Source organism: Nitratireductor sp. B36 (assembly GCF_020833685.1).
Taxonomy (GTDB): Bacteria; Pseudomonadota; Alphaproteobacteria; order Rhizobiales; family Rhizobiaceae; genus Nitratireductor.
The window spans coordinates 236,376-255,664 of record NZ_JACKZY010000002.1 but is presented as its reverse complement, the minus strand read 5'-3'; the positions used below and the strand labels follow the sequence as shown (position 1 = coordinate 255,664).

At 60.1% G+C, this 19,289-nt stretch carries 18 protein-coding genes; 11 read left to right on the top strand and 7 right to left on the bottom strand.

The features are described from left to right. Window positions 1-69: 69 nt before the first annotated feature. On the bottom strand, window positions 70-708 hold the full coding sequence (locus H7H48_RS07755; protein WP_229449210.1) for a 2-dehydro-3-deoxy-phosphogluconate aldolase: 639 nt from the start codon (window positions 706-708) through the stop codon (window positions 70-72). Between the two features lie 131 nt (window positions 709-839). Further along, window positions 840-1,718, bottom strand: coding sequence for an N-acetylmuramidase domain-containing protein (locus tag H7H48_RS07750; RefSeq protein WP_255663464.1), 879 nt, complete (start codon window positions 1,716-1,718; stop codon window positions 840-842). A 162-nt stretch (window positions 1,719-1,880) separates the two neighbouring features. On the opposite strand from H7H48_RS07750, the gene H7H48_RS07745 reads away from it, so the two are divergent. After that, window positions 1,881-2,831 carry a rhodanese-related sulfurtransferase gene (locus H7H48_RS07745; RefSeq protein ID WP_229448431.1) on the top strand — a complete coding sequence of 317 codons (951 nt, stop codon included), beginning with the start codon at window positions 1,881-1,883 and terminating at the stop codon, window positions 2,829-2,831. A gap of 4 nt (window positions 2,832-2,835) precedes the next feature. Here H7H48_RS07745 and H7H48_RS07740 read toward each other — a convergent pair whose 3' ends face one another. Further along, window positions 2,836-3,693 carry an alpha/beta fold hydrolase gene (locus H7H48_RS07740; protein ID WP_229448430.1) on the bottom strand — a complete coding sequence of 286 codons (858 nt, stop codon included), beginning with the start codon at window positions 3,691-3,693 and terminating at the stop codon, window positions 2,836-2,838. A gap of 393 nt (window positions 3,694-4,086) precedes the next feature. Between H7H48_RS07740 and H7H48_RS07735 the strand changes: the two genes are divergently transcribed. The 4 genes from H7H48_RS07735 to modC all read left to right on the top strand — a co-directional run bounded on the left by H7H48_RS07735 (window position 4,087) and on the right by modC (window position 7,725). Beyond that, window positions 4,087-4,782, top strand: a complete 696-nt coding sequence (locus H7H48_RS07735; RefSeq protein WP_229448429.1) for a tellurite resistance TerB family protein — start codon at window positions 4,087-4,089, stop codon at window positions 4,780-4,782. Between the two features lie 292 nt (window positions 4,783-5,074). Beyond that, window positions 5,075-5,812 (top strand): molybdate ABC transporter substrate-binding protein, encoded by a 738-nt coding sequence (gene modA, locus H7H48_RS07730; RefSeq protein WP_370633332.1) that lies wholly within the window; start codon window positions 5,075-5,077, stop codon window positions 5,810-5,812. Window positions 5,813-5,821: 9 nt separating this feature from the next. Then, window positions 5,822-6,505: a molybdate ABC transporter permease subunit gene (gene modB / locus H7H48_RS07725; RefSeq protein WP_229448428.1), complete on the top strand. Its 684-nt coding sequence runs from the start codon at window positions 5,822-5,824 to the stop codon at window positions 6,503-6,505. Then, window positions 6,502-7,725: a molybdenum ABC transporter ATP-binding protein gene (gene modC, locus H7H48_RS07720; RefSeq protein WP_229448427.1), complete on the top strand. Its 1,224-nt coding sequence runs from the start codon at window positions 6,502-6,504 to the stop codon at window positions 7,723-7,725. Before modB ends, modC begins: the two co-directional genes overlap by 4 nt. On the opposite strand, the gene H7H48_RS07715 is transcribed toward modC, so the two are convergent. Then, entirely contained in the window at window positions 7,700-8,209 is a 510-nt protein-coding gene (locus H7H48_RS07715; RefSeq protein WP_229448426.1) for an OsmC family protein, read from the bottom strand. The genes modC and H7H48_RS07715 overlap by 26 nt on opposite strands. 203 nt (window positions 8,210-8,412) lie before the next feature. Between H7H48_RS07715 and H7H48_RS07710 the strand changes: the two genes are divergently transcribed. From H7H48_RS07710 to H7H48_RS07695, 4 genes are all read left to right on the top strand, one after another. After that, window positions 8,413-10,449 carry a 5'-nucleotidase C-terminal domain-containing protein gene (locus H7H48_RS07710; protein ID WP_229448424.1) on the top strand — a complete coding sequence of 679 codons (2,037 nt, stop codon included), beginning with the start codon at window positions 8,413-8,415 and terminating at the stop codon, window positions 10,447-10,449. A 127-nt stretch (window positions 10,450-10,576) separates the two neighbouring features. Continuing rightward, on the top strand, window positions 10,577-11,641 hold the full coding sequence (gene hemH / locus H7H48_RS07705; RefSeq protein ID WP_229448423.1) for a ferrochelatase: 1,065 nt from the start codon (window positions 10,577-10,579) through the stop codon (window positions 11,639-11,641). Between the two features lie 202 nt (window positions 11,642-11,843). Continuing rightward, window positions 11,844-12,803 (top strand): SPFH domain-containing protein, encoded by a 960-nt coding sequence (locus tag H7H48_RS07700; protein ID WP_229448422.1) that lies wholly within the window; start codon window positions 11,844-11,846, stop codon window positions 12,801-12,803. Window positions 12,804-12,807: 4 nt separating this feature from the next. Beyond that, window positions 12,808-13,269 carry an NfeD family protein gene (locus H7H48_RS07695; RefSeq protein WP_229448421.1) on the top strand — a complete coding sequence of 154 codons (462 nt, stop codon included), beginning with the start codon at window positions 12,808-12,810 and terminating at the stop codon, window positions 13,267-13,269. A gap of 72 nt (window positions 13,270-13,341) precedes the next feature. On the opposite strand, the gene H7H48_RS07690 is transcribed toward H7H48_RS07695, so the two are convergent. Further along, window positions 13,342-13,938, bottom strand: a complete 597-nt coding sequence (locus H7H48_RS07690) for a LysE family translocator (protein ID WP_229448420.1) — start codon at window positions 13,936-13,938, stop codon at window positions 13,342-13,344. A gap of 202 nt (window positions 13,939-14,140) precedes the next feature. Further along, complete coding sequence (locus H7H48_RS07685; protein ID WP_229448419.1) at window positions 14,141-15,136, bottom strand: SIS domain-containing protein; 996 nt, start codon at window positions 15,134-15,136, stop codon at window positions 14,141-14,143. Window positions 15,137-15,334: 198 nt separating this feature from the next. On the opposite strand from H7H48_RS07685, the gene H7H48_RS07680 reads away from it, so the two are divergent. Continuing rightward, on the top strand, window positions 15,335-16,897 hold the full coding sequence (locus H7H48_RS07680; RefSeq protein WP_229448418.1) for an outer membrane beta-barrel protein: 1,563 nt from the start codon (window positions 15,335-15,337) through the stop codon (window positions 16,895-16,897). 87 nt (window positions 16,898-16,984) lie between these two features. Here H7H48_RS07680 and galU read toward each other — a convergent pair whose 3' ends face one another. Beyond that, complete coding sequence (gene galU / locus H7H48_RS07675; protein WP_229448417.1) at window positions 16,985-17,857, bottom strand: UTP--glucose-1-phosphate uridylyltransferase GalU; 873 nt, start codon at window positions 17,855-17,857, stop codon at window positions 16,985-16,987. A 198-nt stretch (window positions 17,858-18,055) separates the two neighbouring features. Between galU and H7H48_RS07670 the strand changes: the two genes are divergently transcribed. Then, the gene (locus H7H48_RS07670; RefSeq protein WP_229448416.1) at window positions 18,056-19,282 is read left to right on the top strand and encodes a lytic murein transglycosylase; all 1,227 of its coding nucleotides are present in this window, start codon (window positions 18,056-18,058) and stop codon (window positions 19,280-19,282) included. Window positions 19,283-19,289 lie beyond the last annotated feature (7 nt).

Below are 19,289 nucleotides of genomic sequence, written 5' to 3'. Positions count from 1 at the left end.
GCAAAAGTTCAACAAAAAAGCGGGGCCTAACCGGCCCCGCTTTTTTTGGGCGCCTTGCTCAGGAGACCATCAGCCCCTGAGCTGGCTGGCTGCCTGCGCCAGAGCTTCAATGGTCGCCCAGTCCCCCGCTTCGATCGCTGCGTCAGGCGCCACCCAGGACCCGCCCACGCAAATCACATTCGGCAGGGAGAGGTAATCTCCCACATTCTTTGGCGATATGCCGCCTGTCGGGCAAAAACGGATAGAGGCGAGCGGCGAAGAAAGAGCCTTGAGGAAGGGGGCGCCACCCGACTGCTCGGCAGGGAAGAATTTGAGCAGGCTGTACCCTTCTTCCCGCGCCGCCATCACCTCGCTTGGCGTCGCGGCACCGGGCAGAAACGGCACCTCCGACATCGAGGCCGCATCAAGCAGCTCCTGCGTGATGCCGGGGCTGACGATGAAACGCGCGCCGGCCGCCACCGCATAGGAAAAATCCTTCGAGGTCAGGATCGTGCCCGCACCAACAATCGCTTCCGGCACTTCCTCGCTGACGAGACGGATGGCGTCGATTGCATCGGGTGTGCGCAGCGTGATCTCGATCGCCGGCAATCCACCCTTCACCAACGCTTGCGCCAGCGGGACGGCATCTGCCAACCGCTCGATCTTGAGAACCGGTATCACCGGCTGACCTTGCAGGATAGCCAGCAGCACCTCGTTCTTCTTTTGCATCGCAGCGTTCATATGCAAACGTCTCCTCAAAATTTTCCATCTCCGAGCGAAATCGCAGCGTTAAAACGGTTCAAGACACGGATTTCGCAGTCCATGAACACTTTTCTCCAGAATCTGGCAAGTTGCAAAACTCAAAACATCGCTCCCAAAAATCGCCCGAGCCGAAGGAAATACGCCCACAAACGGAAACCTAAGGCTCGATACGGCAAGCGGCTTGTGATCGCGTCAAGGGTCACGGGGCCCACGATGCCATCCGAAACCAGCCCGGCTTCTGTTTGAAAGCGCTGCACGGCAAGCTCGGTCTGCGGACCGAAAACGCCATCCACCGCAACCCTTCGACCAAGGGCACACAGCATCAACTGCAGGCTCTCGACTGCAGCGCCCCGCGTGCCGGTCCGCAACACCGCTTCCGAAAGAGGCGGGTCATCTGCCGAATAAGCTCGGTAAGCCCGGGCGAGTTTCCGGTCATAGTGGTTGCGCCTGTAGCCCGGGCCATTATAACCGCGCGCAAAGCGCGCCCAGTCCCGCGCTATCAGCGCATCCTTCAGGGCTGCTTTCTCGATAAATCGCAGCATCAGCGCAACCTGTCCGGCGAGGCCGCGTCGGGACTCTGCGACCAGCGCCTCCACATCGGCAAAGCCAAGCCAGCTCCAGTGCGCGCCCATCACCTGCCCAATCCCCCAGGAGACGGATTCGCAGGCTGCCTTCCGGTCGATGTGCGCGGCCTTTTCAAACATCAGCCAGCGCTCCACCTGCCCCCGTGGATTCGCGACTTTCCCAGCCTCCGGCGCAGAGAGCCCTGCCGCGCGCGCCGCCGCACGTTTGGCACCAGTGAGCCGTCGATCGAAATAGTGCCCTTCAAACCGGATAATTGGCTCCGGTCGGCCGCGCAGTACCACATGCGATCTCCCACCGCTTTCCACCTGCGCCACCGCCAATAAAAGGGATGGCTCGATTCCCGCCTTCGAGGCCGCTTCGCTGATTTCCCTGATTGCTGTGTTTGAAAACATCGCTCTCGCCCATGGTTGCATTGGACAATTATCCGTCAGAACAACCATGAGGGGATAAATCGCGGCACATACAATTTCGAAGAGGGCTGCCACATCCCGTTCAAACCTTTAAAACGCTGCTTTTTCTTGCATGCGGTTCAGGAGAGGCGTAGGAGACCGCGCATGATTTCTTCCTCACCCGAACAAGCGTTTCGCGTTGCCGCGCTCTATCGCTTTGCCTCTCTCCCCGACCACGAGGCATTGCGTTCCGAGCTTGCCGCTTTCTGCTGTGAGCGAGGCATTCGCGGCACGCTCCTTCTTGCAGCCGAAGGCATCAATGGCACGGTGGCCGGAACACCCGAAGCCATCGAAGCGCTCATCGAACATCTTGGAGAAAAGCCGGCGCTTAAAGGCTTGGAGGTCAAGTACAGCACTGCCTCCGAAATGCCCTTTCACCGCATGAAAGTCCGGTTGAAAAAAGAGATTGTCACCATGGGCGTGCCCGAGGTCGATCCTGTTAATCAGGCAGGGACCTATGTGGAGCCGGCCGAGTGGAATTCCTTGATCTCCGATCCCGAGACGGTGGTCGTCGACACTCGCAACGCCTATGAGACTGCCATCGGCACTTTTTCCCGCGCGGTGGATCCAGAGACTGAAACCTTCCGCGATTTCCCGGCCTGGGCCGAGCGAAATCTCAACCGCCTCAAAGGCCGCAAGGTCGCCATGTTCTGCACCGGCGGCATCCGTTGTGAAAAGGCCACCGCATACATGAAGCTAATTGGCGTCGATGACGTCTATCACCTCAAAGGCGGCATCCTGAAATACCTCGAAGAAGTGCCGGCAGAAGAGAGCCTTTGGGAAGGGGAGTGTTTCGTCTTCGACGAACGCGTCTCTGTTCGCCATGGGCTCGAAGAGGGTGAAGCGACGCTTTGCCGGGCTTGCCGGCATCCGCTGACACCGCAGGATCGCGCCTCACCCCTGTTCCAGGAAGGTATTGCCTGCCCCCACTGCGCCGAAAGCCGCAGCGAAGCGGACCGCGCCCGTTATGCCGAGCGCCAGCGTCAGATCGAGCTGGCAGAAAAACGCGGCGACCGCTTCCCCATCGGAACGCCAGCAGGGAAGCAAGAGGCCTGAGCTTTCATCCCATACCGGCAAGATCCTCAAGGATCGCCTCGGCATGGCTCCACAAAATCGCGCTTCCTTCATTTTCGAGCCGCATAAGCTTGCTGTTCGGCAAACGCTTGTTGAGAGTCTCTCCGAAATCCGGCGCATGCACCGGGCTAGTGTCGGCCAAGCCATACCACAGCTGCACCGGGCAAACGATGTCCTCGAGCCGGAAGGGCCATGGCGCCATGGCAAGACGCGTGTCGCGGGCGTATCCTGCGGCTCCTTGGCGAAAACCTTCCTCAAGCGCCCTGCGATAAAGGGGCGCGAAGGTTTCGGATGCATAAAATGCCCGATCCTGCGGCCCGCTCATTGTCTCGATCATCTGCCAAAGCCACTCAGCGGTCGCAATGGCAGCGACGTCAGCCTCCAGTCGTTCAGGATCATCCTTTGCAAGCTGCACCATGTTTGCCACCGGCTCAGGCAGTTGCGAGAACACCTCGGGCGATGCAAGTTCATCCTGCCCCGACACCACCGACACCGCGTTGACCAAACCGGTATCCGCCAAGGCCAAGGCAAAGGGCGCACCTTGCGAAAATCCGATGGCCAAAGCCTCATTGCCTCCACGATGCTGAAGCAGGGAAGCAACATCGCCGCTCCAGCTCGCAAAGCTCTTCTCCGAATTGGCATCTGACGCTCCAAGACCAGCCCGGTCTACGGAGAGAATGCGCAAGCCCATTCGCCGGGCCGCCGCCTCGCCGAACGGGATCGCCCCGGCCATGCCGGCCCCGGGACAAAAAATCACCGTCTTGCCATTTTCTGCACCCCATTCGTGCCAGCCGAGACGCCGGCCATCGGGGAGATTCAGTCGATGGGAAACAACATCGTTCACAGTCGATACCTGTAAAAATAAGGGGGCGGGAGCCATTGCCACCGGACGTGCGAAATGTCAAAGCCAAATCAGCCGGTGCCCAGCATCTTGGCACCGGTCGGCACCGTATCGCGCCTGCAACACTCTCTGCTGTTCTTGAGCGGTTTCCGCGCGATGGAGTGATCGAGGCGCTCCAATTCGAAACCGCCAGGCATAGAAAAGACATACGGCCCGCTATTATGACCTGTCTTTCAGGAGGCACGGCACCCAACGAGCCGTTCGGATGATCTTCGCTCGCCCGTGATGACCCGCGCCATCACGGTAATGCCAGGCGTTGTCATTGCAATGCAATGAATGCATCCCTACTTTCCTGCCAACCCTAGGGTGTATACTGCGCGAAACGAGGAGATGCGGATGTTCGACCCCAAGAAACTGCTGAACGACCTTTTGGGCTCGCAAGTGCCCGGAACCGAAGGCACAGTGCGGGACAAGGCAGGCCAGGCGGTACAGCTTGCCAAGGACAATCCGCTCGCGACGGGCGCAATCGCTGCAGTTCTTTTGGGCACCAGCGCAGGACGCTCGGTCACCGGCAGTGCACTAAAGCTCGGCGGCATCGCCGCCGTGGCCGGTTTAGCCTACAAGGCCTATCAGAATTATCAGGCAGGCAAGGAACCAACCGAAGCCGCGCAGGAAGGTGACCTTCTTCCACCGCCGGAAGACACGAGTTTCAACCCGGCTCAAGCACCACAGGGTGAAAGCGAATTCGCCCTCGCACTGGTGCGTGCTATGATCGCCGCTGCCCGTGCCGACGGGCACATTGACGAGGCCGAGCGCGGAAAGATCGCCGACAAGCTCAGGCTCTCCGGCATCGACGGCGAGGCGGAAGCCTTCCTCATCCAGGAGCTCGAACGTCCGGTCGATCTCGATGCTTTGGTCGAAGCAGCCCAGACCGACGCTCAGAAAATCGAGCTCTACACAGCTTCACGGCTTACCATAGAACCGAAGACGCGCGCCGAGCGCGGCTATCTCGACATGCTCGCCGGCCGCCTGCGGCTGCCCGATGCACTTGTCGACCATATCGAGGCTACCGTCTCCGGAGCAACCGCCTGACCGTTTCTCAACGTCAAGGCCCCCTTCTCCCCGCACGCGGGGAGAAGGTGAGGATGAGGGGCGAGCACCGGCACTTCCAAGATACCACCACCCCCATCCCCAAGACCCTTGCCCCATCCTCCCTTGACCCCACCGTCGCGCCCCTCCTAATATCCGGTCCGGGCAGCGCGTGATGGCTGCCTCTGTCCCAAGGTTCGGGCGGCATTCGGGGCGCGAATGTCCAGACCTGACCACCATGCATTCTCGCTGACTGGCGCGGCATTCGCCCGCATCAATGATCTATGGTGGTTTCATGTTCAAACGCACTCTTGTGAGCCTCGCCCTACTCGCTTCTCTCTCCACCGCGGCTCTCGCTGAAAAGCTCACCGTCTTCGCTGCCGCCAGCATGAAGGACGCCATCGAGCGCGCCGCCAGCGAATATCAGGCAGCTGGTGGCGAGGAAGTGGTCATCTCGTTTGCCTCCAGTTCCGTTCTTGCCCGTCAGATCGAGGCTGGTGCACCGGCGGATGTGTTCATCTCCGCAAACATCGACTGGATGGCCTATCTGGTCGAACGTGATCTGGTCCGCACCGATAGCGAGACCATCATCGCCGGCAACAATCTCGTCATCGCAACCTCAGAAGGCACAGAGCCGGTGGAAAACCCCAGCGCCCTGCTCGACCAGCGTTTCGCCATGGGCGACCCGAGCCATGTGCCCGCCGGCAAATATGCCCGCACGGCGCTCGAAAACCTCGGTCTCTGGAAAGACGTCGAAAAGAACGCCGTGTTCGGTGAAAACGTCCGTGTGGCTCTGGGGCTCGCCAGCCGTGGCGAGGTGAAAGCGGCAATCGTCTACGGATCGGACCAGAAAGCCGCCGGCGATCTGGTGCTCGCCTATGTTTTCCCGGCAGATAGTCACGCGCCGATCCTCTACCCCGCCGCCGCCACGAAGAATGGAGCCGAAAGCGCAGAAGCCTTCCTCACCTTCCTGAAAAGCGATGCCGGCCGCGCGATCTTCACCGATCTCGGTTTTTCCGAAGCTACAGAATAGACTGCCAACATGGGCGAGACCGAACTTTCGATCATACTCCTGTCCGCGAGGGTGGCGTTTACCGCCATACTCTGCGCGCTCGTTCCGGCCTTTGCGGTCGCCTGGCTTCTGGCCCGCAGGGAGTTCCCCGGCAAGGGCGTCGCTCAGGCGCTGGTCACCCTGCCACTCGTTCTGCCACCGGTCGTCACCGGCTATGGCCTGCTGATCCTGTTCGGTTCCAAAGGCCCGCTTGGCCAGCTCTTTGAAAACCTGTTCGGCATCAGCTTCGCCTTCCGCTGGACGGGTGCAGCACTCGCCGCCGGCGTCATGGCGTTTCCGCTCCTCGTGCGGCCCATCCGCCTGTCGCTGGAAGCCATGGATCAGGGCTTTGGCGAAGCCGCGCGCACGCTCGGCGCATCGCGTCTCACCGTGTTCTTCACCGTCACCCTGCCGCTCGCCCTTCCGGGCGTCATTGCCGGCGCAGTGCTTGGCTTTGCGAAGGCGCTTGGCGAGTTCGGGGCGACGATCACCTTCGTCTCAAACATTCCCGGCGAAACGCAGACCCTGTCGCTTGCCATCTATGCGCTGCTGCAATCGCCGTCCGGCGACGCTGCCGCCCTTCGCCTGATCGCAATCGCCATAGCCCTGGCGCTCGCCGCCATCCTCGCGTCCGAATATCTGGCCCGCAGGCTCACCGCCGGAGGACGCGTATGAGCGTGCTGAAGAAATTCCGGGAAAAGTGGAAACCGGTTTTCCGTCCGGAATTTCGGAAAAACAATGAGTTAGAGCATTTTCGCGATTCAGCGAGGAGCGGAAGTGCTCTATGTGTCGACATCAGGGGCCGCGCCGGCAGTTTCGAGATCGAAACCGCCTTTCAGGCCGGCGCAGGCGTCACCGCGCTGTTCGGGCCATCAGGTGCCGGCAAATCGACCCTGCTCAAGATGATCGCCGGCACGGCCCGTCCGCAGTCGGGGCGCATCGTGGCGGGCGGACGCACGCTGTTCGATTCAGCCACGGGCACGAACCTCCCGCCGGAAAAACGCGGCATAGGCTTCGTCTTTCAGGATGCGCGCCTCTTCCCGCATCTCTCGGTGCGCAGAAACCTCACCTATGCCCGCTGGGCCGGTCGCCGTCCGGCATCCCGCGCCTTCGATGAAGTGATGGCCCTGCTTGGCCTTGAAGACCGCCTCGACGCCGCACCCGCCACGCTATCAGGCGGCGAGCGCCAGCGCGTCGCGATCGGCCGGGCGCTGCTTGCCGACCCTGCACTGCTTCTCATGGATGAGCCGCTCTCCTCGCTCGACAAGGCGCGGCGCAACGAGATCCTGCCCTATCTGGAAGCGATCCGCACCGAGGCCGGCATTCCCATCCTTTATGTGAGCCACGAAACCTCGGAGGTCGCGCGTCTGGCCGACACGGTCGTGCTGATCGAAAACGGACGCGTGGCCGACAGCGGCCCCGCCGCAGCCATCCTCGCACGCCTCGGCCTTGCCGCCGGCAGCGATCCCGACGAGGCCGGCGTCATCCTAGAGGGCCGCGTGGTAGATACAGACCCCTCCTACCACACCGCCACCATCGCGCTTGGGGATGACCGCATCGAACTTACCGGAAACGGTTTCGCACCCGGCATGACGGTTCGGCTGCGCGTGCGGGCGGGCGATGTCGCCATTGCCATTGCGCCCCATGACAGGCTGTCCATCCGCAACCAGCTTCCCGCAATAGTCGCGGAAATTCGCCGCGACGGCGCGTTCGCCACGGTCGCGCTTGGCTTTGGCGGGCAGCAGCTTCTGGCCCGCATCACGGCAAAATCAGCAGACGCGCTCGACCTTCAGCCGGGCGGCCGGGTCCACGCCCTTCTCAAGGCGGTTTCCGTAGAGATGGCCCGTGTCGAAAAGCCTCGCCCCGCGCTCACATCCGCGTCATCGCCACGTTGAGCGAAGGGCCGTTCGCAATCGTCTGATACACCACGCAGTAGCGCTCGGTGAGCTTCAGAAGCTGATCGAGCTGCTCCTGCGATGCATCCGCGTCGAGATCGAAGGACAGCCGGATTTCCGATAAACCCACCGGCGCATCCCTCACCACGCCCAGCGTCCCGCGAAAGTCGAGATCGCCCTCCGCCGAGACGGTGCCGGCCCGGAGCGGTATCTCCAGCGCCGTGGCCACTGCCTTCAGCGTCACGCCCGCGCAGGCGACCAGCGCCTCAAGAAGCATATCGCCGGAGCACAGCTCCAGCCCCGTTCCCCCCGTCGCCGGATGCAGCCCGGCAACGGCGATCGCACGACCGGTCTCCACCTTACAGGCAATGTTATGATCGTCGAGCGCGCCCCTGGCGCGAAGTGTGATAAGAGCAGCACCCGGTTCTCCGCGATAGCGGTCCTTGATCGGCGCCTGAATGGCGCGCAGTTCTGCAGCGTCCATGGCATTCACCTCCCTGGAGCCCATTGGGCTCGTCAGCATCGCCCAGAATAGCACTTTGAGCGACCTTCAGCGAACTTTCGGTTCGCGACCCAACTTTCTCTTGCATCGCCATCTGCCCGGTGAAAACATGCTGGTCGAAGCCTTTAACAGGGCGTCACAATGCGGCGGTAGAGACCGCAAAGAGCCATTCGGGAGAAGTCACCATGCACAGATCGACCTTCAGAAAACGCCTCGCCATTGCATCGCTCACCGCATCCGCATTGACGCTGAGCGCCGGTGCGGCCTTTGCCGATTACACGCTCAACATTCTCCACATGAATGACTGGCATAGCCGTATTGAACCCATCAACAAATACGATTCCACCTGCTCGCCAGAAGACGATGAAGCCGGCGAGTGCTTCGGCGGCGCAGCCCGTCTCGTCACCGCCGTGGCCGAGTCCCGCAAGGCGCTTGAGGGCGAAAACGTCCTGCTTTTGAACGCTGGTGACAATTTCCAGGGCTCGCTCTTCTACACCACTTACAAGGGTGCTGCCGAAGCCGAGTTCCTGAACCTCATGAAGACCGACGCCATGGTCGTCGGCAACCATGAGTTCGATGATGGCGAAGACGGTCTCGCCACCTTCCTCGACAAGGTCGAGTTCCCGGTTCTGGGCTCCAACGTCAAGGCCAAGGAAGCTTCAGCACTCGGTGACCGGGTGAAGGAGTATCTCATCCTCGATGTGGGCGGCGAGAAGATCGCCATTGTCGGCGCGGTCGCCAACGACACGGCGGAGCTTTCCTCACCCGGCGAAAATGTCTCAATCATCGAGGACGTGGCCGGCATCACCGCAGCCGTGAAAGCCGCCACCGCCGAAGGCGCAAACAAGGTCATCGCGCTCACCCATGTCGGCTATCCGCGCGACCTTGAAGCCATCGCCAAAATCCCAGGTGTCGACGTGGTCGTCGGTGGCCACTCAAACACGCTGCTGTCCAACACGGTGGAAGGGGCGGCTGGCCCCTACCCGACCATGGTCGACAATCCCGACGGCCATCAGGTGCCCGTGGTGCAGGCCGCGTCCTATTCGAAATATCTCGGCGAGCTGAAGCTTACCTTCAATGATGAGGGTGTTGTCACCGCCGCCACGGGCGACGTCAAGCTGATCGACGCTTCCGTTGCCAAGGACGAAGCCGTTGTTGCCCGTGTCAAGGAACTGGCCGGCCCAATCGAGGAACTGAAAAACAAGATCGTGGCTGAAACGTCAGCCGCTGTCGATGGCAGCCGCGAAACGTGCCGTGCCGGCGAATGCGAGATGGGCAATCTCGTTACCGATGCCATGGTGGCGCGCGCCAGGGATCAGGGCGTGCAGTTCGCCATCACCAATGGCGGCGGCCTGCGCGCCTCCATCGATGCCGGCGAAGTCACCATGGGTGAAGTGCTCGGTGTTCTGCCCTTCCAGAACACGCTTGCCACCTTCCAGTTGAAGGGTGCAGACGTCGTTGCCTCACTCGAAAGCGGCGTTAGCCAGATCGAGGAAGGCGCCGGGCGCTTCCCTCAGGTTTCGGGCCTGCGGTACAGCTTCGACCCGTCTGTCGCGCCCGGCGAAGGCCGCATCAAGTCTGTCCAGGTAAAGGACGGCGACGGCTGGACCGCCATCGATCCGGATGCCACCTACACGGTTGCCTCCAACAATTTCATGCGCAACGGGGGCGACGGTTACAAGCTCTTCGCGGAGAATGCCGAAAACGCCTATGATTACGGCCCGGGCCTCGAACAGGTGCTTGCCGATTACTTGGCCGAAAACAGCCCGTACAAACCTGCCATCGACGGCCGCATCACGAAAATCGATGCGAGCGTCGCCGCTGCTGAGGCTGAGGCGACGACCCCGGACCTGCCCGAAATGTCGAAAACAATCGCCAGCGAGGCACCCAAAGCCGTTGAGGAAACCATGGAAAAGGCAGGCGAGGCTGTCGAAGCCGTGACTGAGGGCGCAAAGGAAATGGCCGAGAAGGCCGCCGACGACGCCGGCGAAGCCATGGCGAAGATGACCGAGGCGACCGAAGATGCCGCAAAAGACGCCGGAGAGGCCATGACAGCCGACAAAAACACCCACACGGTTGTGCGCGGAGACACGCTTTGGGAGATCGCCCGCACACATTATGGCGACCCGGTGAAGTGGAAGGCCATCGCGGAAGCCAATCCGCAGCTAAACCCACACCGCATCGATGTGGGTATGGAGATCAATCTGCCGACCGCAAACTGACCCGCCCCATCGGCACCGGTCCGGAGCCTCGCCAGCCGGCGGGGCTCTTTTTTGCCCCTGCGGCTACGCGCTCCATTGAAAACCGGCTCGGCTTCGCTAGCTTCCCTTGCATGATCGGAGCCAAAGCATGAATCTCCCCACCACAATCGACCCCAAAGCAGCGAAAGCCGTCGGCCCGCTGCCCGCAGAACACCCACCTGTCCATGTCGGCAAGGTAGGCGTTTTGCTTGTGAATCTCGGCACACCAGACGGAACCGACTATGCGCCGATGCGGCGATATCTGAAGGAGTTTTTATCAGATCCCCGCGTCATCGAATGGCCGAAGCCGATCTGGTATCCGATCCTCTACGGCATCGTTCTCAATACACGGCCGAAGAAGTCAGGCGCGGCTTATGCGGAAATCTGGAACCACGAGCGCAATGAATCGCCGCTGCGCACCTTCACCCGGTCGCAGGGCGAAAAACTCGCCCAGGCGCTGTCGGGGCATGAGCATGTGATCGTCGACTGGGCCATGCGCTATGGCCAACCCTCCATCGAGACGGTGACAAGGAGCCTGATGGAGCGCGGCTGCGACCGCATCGTCATGTTCCCGCTCTACCCGCAATACTCCGCCACCACCACCGCAACGGTGAACGACAAATTCTTCGAAGCGCTCATGCAAATGCGCTTCCAGCCGGCCATACGCACCGTGCCCTCCTATCAGGACGAACCGGTCTATATCGAGGCTTTGGCCCGCTCCATCGAAAAGCACCTTGAGAGCCTGGATTTCGAGCCGGAAGTTGTCATCGCTTCCTATCACGGCATCCCGCAAAGCTATTTCAGGCGCGGCGACCCCTATCATTGCCATTGCCAGAAAACGACCCGCCTCCTGCGCGAGCGCCTCGGCTGGGAGGAGAAGAAGCTCATCACCTGCTTCCAGTCCCGTTTTGGTCCGGAAGAATGGCTTCAGCCCTACACCGACAAGACCGTCGAGAAGCTCGCAAAAGAGGGTGTCAAATCCATCGCGGTATTCAATCCGGGTTTTGTGTCCGACTGTCTGGAGACCCTGGAGGAGATCGCTGGAGAAGCCGGAGAAATCTTTCATGAGGCTGGTGGCAAGAATTTCACGCACATCCCCTGTCTCAACGACACCGACGAAGGCATGGCTGTGATCGAGACCCTGGTGCGCCGGGAACTTGCTGGCTGGGTGTGAAACGTCCTGCCACAAGGGTGTCATAATTGGCGAAGCATATGCCATGCGCTGCAACTTTTTGTGGAAACAGCCTGTGTCGACGCGCTGTCTGTTTCCGCGGCAATGGGATCCGTGATCTTTCTGTTCACATCACAGCGCAGACCCTTAAACTGCGTGCCAGCCTAAACATCCGTTCCCGCACAAGCGGTTCCAGGAGCTGAATATGCTTTTCTCTGGTTTTGACATCATCATTCCCGTCCTCGTTGTCCTTGTCCTGCTTTTGCTCTTTGCAGGCATCAAGACCGTCCCTCAGGGTTTCAACTACACAGTGGAGCGCTTTGGCCGCTACACCAGAACGCTCACGCCCGGCCTCAATCTCATTGTCCCGTTCATCGACCGCGTTGGCGCGAAGATGAACATGATGGAGCAGGTGCTTGACGTCCCCACCCAGGAAGTCATCACCCGCGACAATGCCATCGTCGCAGTCGACGGCGTTGCCTTCTATCAGGTGCTCACCGCCGCTGAGGCTGCCTACCAGGTGTCGGGTCTGGAAAATGCGATCCTGAACCTGACTATGACAAACATTCGCTCGGTCATGGGTTCGATGGATCTCGATGAACTCCTGTCCAACCGGGATGCGATCAACGAGAAGCTCCTGCGCATCGTCGACGATGCTGCAAGCCCCTGGGGCATCAAGATGACGCGTGTCGAAATCAAGGATATCAATCCGCCGGCCAACCTCGTGGAATCGATGGCGCGCCAGATGATGGCCGAACGCAACAAGCGCGCGCAGATCCTTGAGGCTGAAGGCCTGAAGCAGGCAGAAATTCTGGAAGCCGAGGGCCGCAAGGAAGCCGCCTTCCGAGACGCTGAAGCGCGCGAGCGTGCCGCCGAAGCCGAAGCCCGCGCAACCCAGGTGGTTTCGGAAGCCATTGCGGCCGGCGACGTTCAGGCCGTCAATTACTTTGTGGCCCAGAAATATACGGAAGCATTGGCCACCATCGGCTCCTCCAGCAACAACAAGATCGTCCTCATGCCATTCGAGGCTTCCTCACTGATCGGTTCGCTCGGCGGCATCGGCTCGATTGCACGCGAGGTGTTTGGCGAAGGAAATGCAGCCTCAGCGACCAGCCAGCGCGTCTCTTCTGCCCGCCCTCCCCGCACGGGACCGTCGCAGGAGTAATCCCATGATCGAGCATGTCATCGTGGAACTCGGTCCTTGGAACTGGATGCTGCTCGGCTTCGTGCTTCTTGCAGCCGAAATCCTCGTGCCCGGCGTCTTTCTCTTATGGATCGGGATCGCCGCGATCCTGACCGGCGCGCTTTCGCTGCAGTTGTGGGACCTGTCGGTTTGGAGCTGGCAGGTGCAGGTTCTGGTTTTCCTCGCCCTGGCACTCATCTCGGCCTATGCCGGCAAACGCCTGATGGATTCGCGCCGCAATGAGGAAACCGACCAGCCGCTTCTGAACCGGCGCCGAGAACAGCTTATCGGCCGCATGGCAACGCTCGAAGAACCCATTGAAAACGGATATGGCCGCATTCGGCTGGATGACACGTTGTGGCGTGTCGCAGGTCCTGACCTGCCGACTGGAACGCGCGTCCGGGTCGCATCGGTAGACGCCGGAACCCTCCGCGTCGAGGCCGTCTGAATTTTCAAGAGTCCCGGGGCCTTAAATCTTCTCCGGGACTTACGATCTGGCCAAGAGCAGCCTAAAACCTGCCTAGCCAAAAACCAGTGCCAAAGCTCCTTCGATCCAGTTGCTGAACTTCTGGTAGGCCCGTCCCAAAGCGCCGGTCGAAAAAAGCAGAGCGTAGCCCACATTCACTGTGAGCCCCAGAACACCACACCCCGCTATGATTGTGATCAAGGTGTGGGATGGCGCATCAGGCCCCACTCCAAGCGCCATAATCGCCACCCAGCCGAGAACAGCTTTGGGGTTAGACAAGTGCAAGAGCACGCCTCTCCGATAGAAGATTATCTTCCTTGCCGCTGCCATTGATTTCGTGTTTCCAGTCTGCGGTGACATGGCCGACCTCGCGGATTTCCAGGCAAGGTAAAGTAGATAGAGCCCACCAGCGAGCTTGATGAAAAAGATCGCTTCGGCATAGGCGGTCAACATCGTCGCCACGCCCGTGGCTGCACACACGGCCCAGAACATGCTTCCCGTCACCACTCCGAGGGCGAGAAGGACCGCTCTTTCTCGCCCCTGTTTCATGGCCACCCCCATAATAGCCAACGTGCTGGGGCCAGGGCTGGCGATCACAACAACATAAGCGGCGAAGACGACCAGAAGATGCTGAACGTGTTCTGCAAGCATCGGGCTTCCCCGGCGAGTGCTTCGGGTTTCAAAACGCCAATATGGCATGGGAGATCGACACCCCCAATCGAAGAATTGTCCCCTTTTGCATCATCCTCACGGGCAGCATGAACCCACGACCAACCGGGGAGACCACAAAAAGCGCCCCGTCAAAACGGGGCGTCGTCAAGTCTCACACTCGGCTCCAGGCCGCGGGCTGGTTTCAGGCAGCACCAATTCGCAGCAGATCATGGAGGTGTACGACACCGCAAGGTTTGCCGTCTTCGACCACCATCAGCGTTGTGATGGCCGACGAATTCACGATCTGCAACGCGCTTTCGGCCAGCGTTTCCGGCCCAATCGTCTTCGGATTGCGCGTCATCACCTGATCCACGGTCATTGACAGAAGCTCACTGTCAATGTGGCGACGCAGATCGCCGTCAGTAATGATACCGATCAATGCACCCTCATTGTCGGTAATGCCAACACAGCCAAAGCCCTTCTGCGTCATTTCCAGAATCGCTTCGCGCATCAGCGCGCCGCTGCTGGCGAGTGGCAGCTCGCTGCCCGAATGCATGATCTGGCGCACTTGGGTCAGTTTCGCCCCAAGCTGGCCACCGGGGTGGAATGTGCGGAAATGATCGGCGGTAAAGCCCCTTGCTTCCAGCAATGCGACCGCAAGCGCATCACCGATCACCAATTGCAAGACAGTCGAGGTTGTCGGCGCCAGCCCATGCGGGCACGCTTCGGGCGCACGAGGCAGACCGAGGACCACGGTCGCTTCCTTGGCGAGCGCAGAGGATTTGCCCGCCGTAATGGCAATGATCGGAATGGCAAAGCGTCGCGCATACGCGACAATGCCGTGCAGCTCAGTGGTTTCTCCCGACCAAGACATGGCGAGTATGACATCGTCATCACCAATCATGCCGAGATCGCCATGATTGGCCTCTGCCGGATGTACGAAGAAAGCGGGCGTCCCTGTCGAAGCAAGTGTGGCGGCAATCTTCGAGCCGATATGGCCGCTCTTGCCTACACCGGTCACGATCAGGCGTCCCTTGACCCCGGCAATGATACGCACCGCTTCTGCAAACGGATCGGCAAGACCATTGTCGAGCGCATCGGCCAATTCCTTCAGGCCTGCCCGTTCGGTTTCAAGGGTGCGAACGGCGGAAGCGACGACGCTTTTCCGATCGATTTTGATGGAAGAGTCTTTCAGCATGGCAATGCCCTTACCGCCTTGGTGACCGGCTGTCCATTCAGATTGTCCATTCTTCAGTGGGTGAGCATAGCGCTGCAGTGTTCAACCTTCCGTTAACCACACAGGTTTAGATTTCGGTAAGCATAAGAATGGCGCGTCTTGATAGTCTGGATCTGTATGTCTCGTCCCGGTGTCAGAGTGGGTTCCCGCATACGCGGATTGTACGGGTCGACCGCGATTGGCCTGTCTGTGCTTGCGCTGACACCCGGTATTGCGGGCGCACAGCAAGCAGAAGGCCTGCGCGGGCTCGTATCCGAAACAGACATCACGTCCTCCATCCAGGCTGATTCTGGTGCCGGAATTTCCGCTCCGGCTTACACGCCGGCCACCCCCAGCCCAGCCAACCGGGCGGAGACGGAAAATGACCGGACTGCCCGCGCTCCCTCCACGGCCGTCGAGCGGGAACGCGCGCGTGCCGCGCGCAACAGCCCCACACAATCTCCGCGAGAACCGGCAGTGTTGGACCCTGTCGTCACCGACGCGATAGCCGAAAGCGACGAAGCACCATCAGCTGTTGAACGCATCGAACGGGCGGAAGCACTCAATCCGAGGACCGGCGCCATAGAAAGCGATTATCAGGCAACGGATGAAAACCCCTATGCAGCGCTGGGATTGCGGGTCGGCACCTTTATTGTCACTCCCACACTCGAACAGGGGCTTACCTGGACCTCAAACGCCGATTCCAGCACCAATGGCAGCGAAGCGGTCATTTCACAGACAACGCTACGCCTGAATGCGGCTTCCGATTGGGCCCGGCATGCCGCAACCGTGGGCGCGTATGGCATCTACCGCAAATCCGTTGACGGCGAAGAGGTGTCCGATCTCGAGGGCGGCATCGATGGCAGCCTGCGCTTCGATCTCGCGCGCGATTACACTGCACTTGCCAGCCTCGGTTACGCAATCAGCCCCGAATCGGCTTCATCCCCTGTGATCATCACAGGCGTGGATGATCGTCCGCTGCGTCACACAATCGACGGTAGCCTTGGCCTATCAAAGGACCTTGGAAAACTGCGCCTCAGCGCCACGGGATCAGTGTCGCGACAGCAATATGGCGATGCCACGCTGATCGATGGCAGTAGCCTCTCTCAGGAAGAGCGAAACTCTACCCTGGCTACGCTGCGTCTGCGCACGGGCTATGCGGTTTCACCGGCACTCACACCCTTTATCGAAGGTGAATTCGGTCGCCGGTTCTACGATCAGAAGCAGGACAGCGCCGGTTATGAGCGTTCGGCAACACGCCTTGCCGCCCGCGCCGGTGTCATGGTCGATATCGAGGAAAAGCTGGCCGGTGAAGCGTCCATTGGCTGGATCACCGAAGACCTGGATGACGAACGCCTCGATACGGTTTCGGGCCTTGCGCTTGCAGCGGCCCTGAACTGGTCTCCGCAACGAGGCACGAATGTCAGGCTTGATGGTTCGACCACAATTGAAGGCACCACGGATGCCGGTGACAGCGGGTCGATCCTTTATGCGGGAACCCTGCGCGTCGAAAGGCAGATTCGCGCCAACCTCACCGCCGAGGCAGCGGCCGGCCTTTCATGGCGAGACTATATGAGCGGTGGCCATGACCTCACCATGAATGGCGAAGCGGGTATGACATGGTGGCTGAACCGCACGCTGGGCCTGACGGGTCGCGCCCGCTATGAGAAGCGTACTAGCAGCCTCCCAGACCGTGATTACGATGCCACAAGTGTCTTCATGGGCATCCGGATGCAGCGCTAAAAACCGTTTTCCGGAATTTCCCTGAAAATTCCGGAAAAGAAACAAAAACGCCGCCATTTTCGGGAAATGACGGCGTTTTCGAAAAATTTAGCTACGGTCCGAAGCGGCAACCGCCTTCAACACATGTTTGCGCAAATCCGGCCTTTCCAGCGCAAAGGCGAGATTGGCTTCAACGAAGCCTTCAGGCGATCCGCAGTCGAAGGTTCGACCGGTGAAATGGTACCCGTGGAATGGCTGTTCTTTCATCAAGGTGAGCATGGAATCGGTGAGCTGAATTTCGCCGCCGGCCCCCCTCTCCTGCTTGGCGAGAAGATCGAAGATGGTCGGCTGAAGAATATACCGACCATTGATATAGAAATTCGATGGCGCGTCTTCCGGCTTCGGCTTCTCAACCATGCCGTTGATCTCGAACCCTCCGGCGACATCGGCGCCGCGTCCGACGATCCCATATTTGTGGGTCTGGGACGGATCGCATTCTTCCACCGAGACCACATTGCCCCCGGTCTTCTCGAACACTTCCACCATCTGTGAAAGACACCCTTTCGGTGCCTGCATGATCATGTCCGGCAAAAGAAGAGCAAATGGTTCGTTTCCGACAAGTTCCCGTGCACACCACACCGCATGGCCAAGGCCAAGCGGTTCCTGCTGGCGCGTGTAGCTTGTCTGTCCCGGTTGCGGCTGCAGACTGCGCAGCCGATCAAGCACCTCGGTCTTGCCGCGCCGCTCCAGCGTGTCATACAATTCCACCTGGATGTCGAAATGATCCTCGATGACCGCCTTGTTGCGACCGGTCACGAAGATGAAGTGCTCTATCCCGGCTTCGCGCGCTTCATCCACGACATATTGAATGACGGGTTTATCGACAACGGTCAGCATTTCCTTCGGCACCGCTTTGGTAGCAGGCAAGAACCTTGTCCCAAGACCGGCAACAGGAAAAACCGCTTTGCGAAGTTTCGTCATCAGAAATCGACCCCCGAAGGTTTATGAAAATGAGCTTGGCGCTGCCTTAGCAACGCCGGATTGATGTTTCCATAATGAATTCGCGTATTTCGTGACGGAAATGCGAGAAGATCGTTCACGAAGGATAACAGCATGGTAAACGTTTTTCTAACCGGGGCATGCCATGGATAGGCTGGAGTACCTGTAACGGAGATCGTGATGTTGTTCCGCTTGCCCCCACGAAACCTCGTCGCGACATTGGTCGCTTCTTTCGTGGTTGCCTTCACCGTAACCCTTCAACCGGCCAATGCGGATGCCGGCTTCCAAAGATGGATTCAACAGTTCCGCAACGTGGCGATCCAGAACGGCATTTCCGGCGCCACCTATGACCGCGCCTTCCGTGGCATTACGGCCCCGGATCCAGAAGTGTTGGAAAAAGCGCGCTACCAACCCGAGTTCCGCGCCGAGCCGTGGGAATATTTCGACAACCGTGTGCAGGAAGACGCAATTCAGCGCGGTCGCCAACTTGCCCGCCAGTGGAAGCCGTGGCTCGACCGCATTGAAAGCCAGTTTGGTGTCAGCCGCTACATTCTGCTCGCCATCTGGTCGATCGAATCGAACTACGGCGAAGTGTTGAAGAACGAGCGCATCATGCGCAGCGTGCCGCGTTCGCTGGCGACGCTCGCCTATGCCGACAAGCGCCGTGCAAAATTCGCCCGCCAGCAGCTCATCGCAGCGTTGAAAATCCTTCAGACCGGCGACATCGATGTCGGCCACCTTACCGGTTCCTGGGCTGGCGCGATGGGGCACACCCAGTTCATCCCCACCAGCTATCAGGCCTATGCAGTCGATATGGACGGCAATGGGCGGCGAGACATCTGGACATCCATTCCTGATGCGCTGGCGACCGCAGCCAATCTCCTGCGTCGCAACGGATGGCGGAGCGGAGAGACCTGGGGCTACGAAACCGCAGCCCTCCCCGGGGGCCGCAAATTCCCCGGCGGCAACATGGCGTTGAGCCGCTGGCAGTCAATCGGTGTGGTCCGTGCCAATGGCAAACCCTTCCCGCGCCCGAGCGACACAGCCGAACTGAAAGTGCCCGACGGGCGCGACGGACCTGTCTTTCTCGTGACCAAGAATTTCCAGGTCATCAAACGCTACAACAACTCAGACAAATACGCCCTCGCAGTGGGCCTGCTCGCCGACGAGATCGCCGGCTACGGCGGTCTGGTGCGGGATTGGAACCGTCCGTTCGAGCGTCTGAGCTATTCTGAAACCGAGGAACTGCAGAAGCGCCTCGGCGCCCTCGGCTATTATGATGGCCCGATTGATGGCAAGATCGGTTCAGGCTCGCGTGCCGCCATTCGCGCGTTTCAGGCGCGCAATGGCATGCAGGAGGATGGCCATCCCGGCAAGGAAGTCCTGCGTCGCCTGCGCGGAAACTGAGCCGAAA

Bases quoted from the DNA above. Each gene is read 5' to 3' on its own strand.
- H7H48_RS07750 (WP_255663464.1), bottom strand. From the start codon at position 1,718: ATGTTTTCAAACACAGCAATCAGGGAAATCAGCGAAGCGGCCTCGAAG.
- modB (WP_229448428.1), top strand. From the start codon at position 5,822: ATGGGCGAGACCGAACTTTCGATCATACTCCTGTCCGCGAGGGTGGCG.
- H7H48_RS07715 (WP_229448426.1), bottom strand. From the start codon at position 8,209: ATGGACGCTGCAGAACTGCGCGCCATTCAGGCGCCGATCAAGGACCGC.
- hemH (WP_229448423.1), top strand. From the start codon at position 10,577: ATGAATCTCCCCACCACAATCGACCCCAAAGCAGCGAAAGCCGTCGGC.
- modA (WP_370633332.1), top strand. From the start codon at position 5,075: ATGTTCAAACGCACTCTTGTGAGCCTCGCCCTACTCGCTTCTCTCTCC.
- H7H48_RS07670 (WP_229448416.1), top strand. From the start codon at position 18,056: ATGTTGTTCCGCTTGCCCCCACGAAACCTCGTCGCGACATTGGTCGCT.
- H7H48_RS07735 (WP_229448429.1), top strand. From the start codon at position 4,087: ATGTTCGACCCCAAGAAACTGCTGAACGACCTTTTGGGCTCGCAAGTG.
- H7H48_RS07745 (WP_229448431.1), top strand. From the start codon at position 1,881: ATGATTTCTTCCTCACCCGAACAAGCGTTTCGCGTTGCCGCGCTCTAT.
- modC (WP_229448427.1), top strand. From the start codon at position 6,502: ATGAGCGTGCTGAAGAAATTCCGGGAAAAGTGGAAACCGGTTTTCCGT.
- galU (WP_229448417.1), bottom strand. From the start codon at position 17,857: ATGACGAAACTTCGCAAAGCGGTTTTTCCTGTTGCCGGTCTTGGGACA.
- H7H48_RS07700 (WP_229448422.1), top strand. From the start codon at position 11,844: ATGCTTTTCTCTGGTTTTGACATCATCATTCCCGTCCTCGTTGTCCTT.
- H7H48_RS07690 (WP_229448420.1), bottom strand. From the start codon at position 13,938: ATGCTTGCAGAACACGTTCAGCATCTTCTGGTCGTCTTCGCCGCTTAT.
- H7H48_RS07685 (WP_229448419.1), bottom strand. From the start codon at position 15,136: ATGCTGAAAGACTCTTCCATCAAAATCGATCGGAAAAGCGTCGTCGCT.
- H7H48_RS07710 (WP_229448424.1), top strand. From the start codon at position 8,413: ATGCACAGATCGACCTTCAGAAAACGCCTCGCCATTGCATCGCTCACC.
- H7H48_RS07695 (WP_229448421.1), top strand. From the start codon at position 12,808: ATGATCGAGCATGTCATCGTGGAACTCGGTCCTTGGAACTGGATGCTG.
- H7H48_RS07755 (WP_229449210.1), bottom strand. From the start codon at position 708: ATGCAAAAGAAGAACGAGGTGCTGCTGGCTATCCTGCAAGGTCAGCCG.